We start from the raw sequence: 6,713 nt of genomic DNA, 5'->3' as shown, positions 1-6,713 counted from the left end.
TCCCTGGCCTGACCTCGATCCCGGTGATCGGCAGATTGCTGTTCGGCCAGGATCCGATCTTCTACATCTCAATTGCCCTGACCGCTGCCGTCATGTGGTTCCTGTTCAAGACCCGTACCGGGCTGACGCTGCGCTCGATCGGCGACAGCCATACGTCGGCGCATGCGCTCGGCATCAAGGTCATCCGCTACCGTTATCTCGCGGTCATCTTCGGCGGCGCCTGTGCCGGCCTCGCCGGCGGCCACCTGTCGCTGGTCTACACGCCGCAATGGGTGGAGAACATGAGTGCCGGCCGCGGCTGGATCGCGCTAGCGCTGGTGGTGTTTGCCTCGTGGCGGCCATGGCGGGTGCTGGCCGGCGCCTACATCTTCGGCGCGGTGTGGATCGGACAGCTTCATGCACAGGCTTTTGGCATTCCGGTGCCTTCACAGTTCCTTTCTTCGCTGCCCTATCTGGCAACCGTCGTGGTTCTCGTTCTAATCTCGCGCAACAAGCGTCTGACGATGATGAACACGCCGGCTTCCTTGGGGCAGCCATTCGTTCCGGATCGTTGACAACAAAAACAAAACGGGAAGCTCCAAGGCTTAACTCAGAGAGGTAACACAATGAAAAAACTGCTTATTGCCCTGATGACCACGACCGCCGCCTTATCGCTGGCGGCAACCGCAGAGGCCGCGGACAAGCTGAAGGCGTGCTGGGTCTATACTGGCCCGATCGGCGACTTCGGTTATTCCTACCAGCACGACCAGGGCCGTCTCGAAGTGGAGAAGGCGCTCGGCGACAAGGTCGAAACCGCCTATCTCGAAAACGTCTCGGAAGGCCCCGACGCCGACCGCGCTTTTGAGCGTCTGGCGCGCGAAGGCTGCAAGATCATCTTCGGTACATCCTTTGGCTTCATGGACCCGGAAGTGAAGGTCGCCAAGAAATTCCCAAAGGTGATGTTCGAGCACGCAACCGGCTACAAGACATCAGACAATCTCGGCATCTACAATGCGCGTTTCTATGAAGGCCGCTATGTGCTCGGCCAGATCGCCGCAAAAGAATCGAAGGCCGGCGTTGCCGGCTACATCGTTTCCTTCCCGATCCCCGAAGTGGTGATGGGCATCAACTCCTTCATGCTCGGTGCACAGTCGATCAACCCGAACTTCAAGGCCAAGATCGTCTGGGTGAACTCGTGGTTCGATCCGGGCAAGGAAGCCGACGCCGCCAAGGCGCTGTTCGACCAGGGCGCCGACATCATCGTCCAGCACACCGATTCGACCGCTGCCCTGCAGGTGGCGGAAGAGCGCAAGCTGCACGGCTTCGGCCAGTCCTCCGACATGATCAAGTTCGCGCCGAACGCGCAGCTGACCTCACTTACCGACGAATGGGGTCCCTACTACATCAGCCGGGTCCAGGCAGCCCTCGACGGAACCTGGAAGCCGGACAATGTCTGGCTTGGTATCAAGGACGGCGCGGTCAAGCTCGCCCCCTTCACCAACATGCCCGACGATGTGAAGGCGATGGCTGAGGCGACCGAAAAGAAGATCGCCGGCGGCTGGAACCCCTTCACCGGACCGGTTGCCAAGCAGGACGGCACGCCTTGGCTGAAGGATGGCGAAGTCGCCGACGACGGCACGCTGCTCGGCATGAACTTCTATGTGAAGGGCGTCGACGACAAGCTGCCGCAGTAAGCAGCCCAAGATATCAATGAAGAGGGCGCCGCGAGGCGCCCTTTTCATTCGGCGGGCTGCGCCTTAACCGAGACGCGACGAAATCGAGCCAGTCCAGCATCGACCGCGCGGCCAAGCCAAATCCTCAGCAGCCGCTGCGCGGGTCGTTCGCAGGTGCGCCAGATCGCCCACGAAGCGGAGAGCATGAGCGCAATGCAGCCAAAGGCGGCAAACCATTTCCCGACCAGGGGTGCTGCGGCATTGATAGCGAGATAGCCGATCTCCTGGTGCAGCAGGTAGAGCGGATAGGTCAGCCCGCCCAAGGCTAGAGTGAGTGAGGATGGCCTGACACGGCAGCGCAGCAGGACCGCGCCGATCAGCGCGCCATGCATGACGATATTGGCAACGACCAGATTGGCCGACGAAACGGCAATGCCGTAGTGGTTCTGCATCCAATGCTGCGTCACCGACAGAGTGCCGCAGGAGATCAGGAATGCAGCGGCAAGCAGCAGCAGGGCCAGCAGTGAACGGCCATGCGCATGGAGGTGGTGGACCAGCACGCCGGCGGCGAAGAACGGCCCGAACTCGGTGATGAACAGCAATCGAACCGCGCCGCTGCCGAGGAAGAATTCGTTCAAGGCCGAGATCGCCAGCCAGACGAGGATCAGCTCCAGCTTGCGTTTCTGGAAGAGCCCGGTGAACAGGGCCAGCGTCACCCAACCGTAGAAAACCAGTTCAAGCACAATCGACCAATAGACGCCGTCCATGAAGGGTTGGCCGAAGGCTGGCGCAAACATCGACAGATTGGCGGCATACTGGCTGAACGAGGCTGAAAGCAGCGGTGAGCCGGCAAGGGCGATAATCGCGAAGGTGATCGTCATGCAGAGCAGGAAGCCCGGATAGAGGCGAACGAACCGCGCGATCGCAAACTGGTCCCAACTGCGGTTTTCCGCTGACCAGGCAATGACGAAGCCGCTGATCAGGAAGAACAAATTGACGCCGAGATAGCCGTAGAGAGCCACCGGTGCGGCAAGCGGATAGCCCTCGGCAAGGTAGCCTTCAGCCGCCGCGCCGCGGAAGAAATAGTGAAAAAACACAACCGCAAGTGCCGCCGCCAGCCTGAGCAGGTCCAACGTCGCGATGTAATCCTGCCCAGCAGGTCTGGTGTTCATCCGAGTTCCCGCTTTTACGATCCGGAAACCATAGAGCGGATCGCGGCTGAGCGGGTTAAGACGGCTGAACTATCGCTAGATGTAGTAAATACGGGCCCGTCAAACCGCCGAACCGTAGAGATCGTAGGCATCGGCACGGTCGATCTTGACGGTGACGATGTCGCCTTGGCGCAGCGGGCGGCGCGACTGGATATGCACCGAGCCGTCGATCTCGGGCGCGTCGTATTTGGTGCGGCCCTTTGCCGATGTGCCATGCGCCTCGTCGATCAGCACCGGCAAGCGCTTGCCGACCTTCTTGGCCAGCTGCGTCGCCGAAATCTTCTGCTGGCGCTGCATGAAGCGGTGCCAGCGCGCCTCCTTGATCTCCTGCGGGACCTGTTCGAGCCCAAGATCGTTGGAACGGGCGCCCCGGACCGGCTCGTATTTGAAGCAGCCGGCGCGATCGATCTTCGCCTCATCGAGCCAGTCGAGCAGCATCTCGAAATCATCGTCCGTCTCGCCGGGGAAGCCGACGATGAAGGTCGAACGAATGGCCAGATCCGGGCAAATTTCGCGCCAGCCGCGAATGCGCTCGAGCGTCTTTTCGCCATGCGCCGGCCGCCGCATGTTCTTCAACACCTGCGGCGAAGCGTGCTGGAAGGGGATATCCAGATAGGGGAGGATCTTGCCTTCCGCCATCAGGGGGATGACATCGGCGACATGCGGGTAGGGGTAGACATAGTGCATGCGCACCCAGATGCCGAGCTTGCCCAGTTCTTCGGAGAGATCGAGGAATTTCGCACGGACTTCGCGGTCGCCGAACATGCTGGTCTGGTACTTGATGTCGATGCCGTAGGCGCTGGTGTCCTGCGAGATGACCAGGAGCTCCTTGACGCCAGCTTTGGCCAGTTTCTCGGCCTCGCGCAGCACATCGGCCGCCGGTCGCGAGACGAGGTCGCCACGCAGAGCGGGAATGATGCAGAAGGTGCAGCGGTTGTTGCAGCCTTCGGAAATCTTGAGATAGGCGTAGTGGCGCGGCGTCAGCTTGACGCCCTGCGGCGGCAAGAGATCGATATAGGGGTCGTGCGAGGGCGGTGCGGCCTCGTGCACGGCGGCCATCACGCTCTCATAGGCCTGCGGTCCGGTGATCGCCAGCACATTGGGGTGCCTCTCGCGAATGACATCCGGTTCGGCGCCGAGGCAGCCGGTGACGATGACCCTGCCGTTTTCCGAAAGCGCGGAGCCGATGGCATTGAGTGACTCGTCGCGGGCGGAATCGAGAAAGCCGCAGGTGTTGACGACGACCAGGTCGGCGCCGTCATGCTTGCGGGCGATCTCGTAGCCTTCGGCGCGCAGGCGCGTGATGATGCGTTCCGAATCCACAAGGGCTTTCGGGCATCCAAGACTGACAAAACTCACGCGAGGAGCGGACATAGAGGGTTTCCGGGCTTTTCAGGATTGCCGGCGCAGTACCACACTTATTGCGGCATTGGTATGGGCACGGCTGCGATGCGGCAAAACGCATGGCGATTGCGCTGCGGACCTCGCTTTGCGGATCGAAGACGAGGCAGGCCGGCAGCCTCAGCTGACCGCGTTGTTTAGATGCGGCCAGACTTCCACCGCGCCACGATAGACCATGTCCAACGCGACATAGAAAATGATCAGCAGGCCGACATAGGCGATCCAGCGGTGGCGATGCAGCAGTTTTGCGATGAAAGTCGCGGCGAGCCCCATCAGCGCGATCGACAGCACGAGGCCGATGACCAGCACCGGGAAATGATCGCGCGCGGCACCCGCGACCGCCAGCACGTTGTCGAGCGACATCGACACGTCGGCGACGACAATCTGCAATGCGGCCTGGCCGAGCGTCTTGCGCTTCGTCTTGCCGGCCACCGCATTGTCGCTGTTGAGATCGGAGTTCGACAGCGCCTCGGTCGCCTCCAGCTCATCGGCATGGGACGTGCGCAGCTCGCGGTACATCTTCCAGCAGACCCACAGCAGCAAGATACCGCCAGCCAGCAGCAGGCCGACGATCGCCAGCAGCTTGACGGTAACCGCGGCAAAGCCGATGCGCAGCACCGTTGCCGCCAGCACACCGATGAGGATCGCCTTCTTGCGTTGTTCGGCCGGCAGGCCGGCAGCGGCAAGCCCGATGACGATCGCATTGTCGCCGGCAAGCACGAGGTCGATGGCGATGACCTGGAGCAGGGCGGTCAGGCTGGCAGCGCTGAAAATGTCCATCGACCGGAAGCCCTTGCTGGTTTGCCGAGTGTTCGTCGATTATCCAGACGGCCCTAACTTGGTGGTCCCTTGGCGTCAAGGGATCACTCGTGGTGACCTCACCGAAGCATCTTCAGGTCAAAACCGGATCAAAGACTCTGCAGCACTCGCCGGCAGCCGGGCAAAACCGCCGCGGCCGATCATAAATCAATCGTAGAGATTGTACTTTGCCCAATCTGCTTCCGGAATCTCGTCACCGATCCGGTAGCGGAGCTGCAGAACTTCCATATGGTCGGGCGCCGTCTGGCACTTGAATTTCAGCCGGTACCATTGCCCGTTGCTGCGAAACGCAGCGCCGGGGCTTTTGATTGCATCAGCACCCATCTCGGGCGTCGCGAAGGCGTAGGCGACGACGCGATCGGCTTTGAACTTGCGATCGTCGTGGGTGATCCGGTCGAGCACTTCGGCGTCACAACGCTGTTCAAGACGGGTTTGGGGATCGAGTTTCATCAAGCCGGCGCGCAATGCACTGTCCATTGCGTTGGCTGGAAAACTCAGTGTCACAGACGCCAAGGCGGTCATGCAGAGTTTCTTCATGGGCGGGACAAGCAACATATTTTGTCGGAGAAATCAACCAACGGGACCGGCTCGGACCCCGCAGGCATCATCAATCAAATGGCCGATGCGTTCAAAATTGCGTGTCGGGATTCATCATGCGATGCCTGCGGCCAACGGACCAACGAGGCGCGGCCGGCATCGGTGAGATCGTAGAGGCCGCGGTCGACGCGCGCGAACCAGCCATAGACATTGTGCTGCAGGATCTTCGGCGCGAGCGGCGTCAGCGCCTTCAGATCACGCGGGCGCCTGGGTCCGTCCACCATGGCGGCAGCGCAGGCGAGGGCGCTTTGGCGATAGGCCGTCATGATCGGATTGCGCGATCCTCCTCCAGCAACAGGATCGCCGCGACGGCGCTGGTGCTCGTCGACCAGGCGAGAGCGCCGGCGTGCATTGTTGCGCGGTGCCGGCGCGATCGGGCTGAGAAGCACCTCGACCCGGTCCGTCGCGGTCACGCCAAGCAGACCGAAGCCAAGGCGGCGGCAGAGATTGCGGAACCTGGCATCGCTCTCGCGTCCCTTGCCGCGGGCCGATAGGCGCGCGGCAAGCCACACCTCGTCACAGGCGGCCGCGCGATCGACGCCTTGCAGCACCAGTTCCAGATTGAACTGCAGCTTCAGTTCGCAGATGACAACGACAGGCGGCTCCCCCTCGCGCAATGCAACGATATCGCAGCCACCGATCTCGCCTTTCACGACGAAATCCAGGTTTTCGAGGAACCGCTTCACCGGCGCATAGAGTGAGGTCTCGTTCATGCCTCGAAGGTTTAGCCGATTCGAGGCGAAAAGCCTTCAGACCTCGTGGCTGCCCGAAGCCATCGAGCAACCCGCTCGATGCCGTCGAATCTGGCGGCCTACGCAATCCGCTACGGATTCTCAGGCGATATCGGCCGGTTCGGCTTTGCGTTTTCGCCCGGTGATCATTGCCCGAACCAGGTTTTCGCGATGGCGAAAGCTTGCCAGCGCAACGCCGCTGCCGCCGGCAGCGAGTGCCGGTCCTGCGACCATGCCGGCGAGAGCGAGTGTGCGATACATGATGGCTCCATTCGGGAGGTTGGGCGCGAATGTCACGCCTG

7 protein-coding genes and 1 pseudogene are annotated in these 6,713 nt (G+C 61.6%); 2 read left to right on the top strand and 6 right to left on the bottom strand.

Features of this window, described 5'->3' with window-relative positions:
- A partial coding sequence (locus EN935_RS16885; protein WP_164771168.1) for an ABC transporter permease occupies positions 1-554 on the top strand: 554 nt, incomplete at its 5' end.
- Positions 555-605: 51 nt separating this feature from the next.
- Positions 606-1,673 carry a BMP family ABC transporter substrate-binding protein gene (locus EN935_RS16880; RefSeq protein WP_109671267.1) on the top strand — a complete coding sequence of 356 codons (1,068 nt, stop codon included), beginning with the start codon at positions 606-608 and terminating at the stop codon, positions 1,671-1,673.
- A 44-nt stretch (positions 1,674-1,717) separates the two neighbouring features.
- On the opposite strand, the gene EN935_RS16875 is transcribed toward EN935_RS16880, so the two are convergent.
- From EN935_RS16875 to EN935_RS42100, 6 genes and pseudogenes are all read right to left on the bottom strand, one after another.
- A complete protein-coding gene (locus EN935_RS16875; protein WP_109671268.1) occupies positions 1,718-2,824 on the bottom strand; it encodes an acyltransferase in 1,107 nt (368 codons plus the stop codon).
- A 99-nt stretch (positions 2,825-2,923) separates the two neighbouring features.
- On the bottom strand, positions 2,924-4,237 hold the full coding sequence (rimO, locus tag EN935_RS16870) for a 30S ribosomal protein S12 methylthiotransferase RimO (protein WP_109671269.1): 1,314 nt from the start codon (positions 4,235-4,237) through the stop codon (positions 2,924-2,926).
- A gap of 147 nt (positions 4,238-4,384) precedes the next feature.
- Positions 4,385-5,044: a TerC family protein gene (locus EN935_RS16865; protein WP_109671270.1), complete on the bottom strand. Its 660-nt coding sequence runs from the start codon at positions 5,042-5,044 to the stop codon at positions 4,385-4,387.
- A 186-nt stretch (positions 5,045-5,230) separates the two neighbouring features.
- Positions 5,231-5,638 carry a DUF930 domain-containing protein gene (locus tag EN935_RS16860; RefSeq protein ID WP_164548695.1) on the bottom strand — a complete coding sequence of 136 codons (408 nt, stop codon included), beginning with the start codon at positions 5,636-5,638 and terminating at the stop codon, positions 5,231-5,233.
- A gap of 56 nt (positions 5,639-5,694) precedes the next feature.
- The gene (locus EN935_RS16855) at positions 5,695-6,393 is read right to left on the bottom strand and encodes a DUF2161 domain-containing phosphodiesterase (RefSeq protein ID WP_109671271.1); all 699 of its coding nucleotides are present in this window, start codon (positions 6,391-6,393) and stop codon (positions 5,695-5,697) included.
- Between the two features lie 120 nt (positions 6,394-6,513).
- Positions 6,514-6,713: pseudogene (locus tag EN935_RS42100) on the bottom strand (hypothetical protein); the annotation flags it as partial.

The sequence above is a fragment of the Mesorhizobium sp. M7D.F.Ca.US.004.03.1.1 genome (genome assembly GCF_003998635.1).
Classification (GTDB): Bacteria; Pseudomonadota; Alphaproteobacteria; order Rhizobiales; family Rhizobiaceae; genus Mesorhizobium; species Mesorhizobium loti.
The sequence above is the reverse complement of the archived record's forward strand: the minus strand, read 5'-3'. Positions and strand labels throughout refer to the sequence as shown.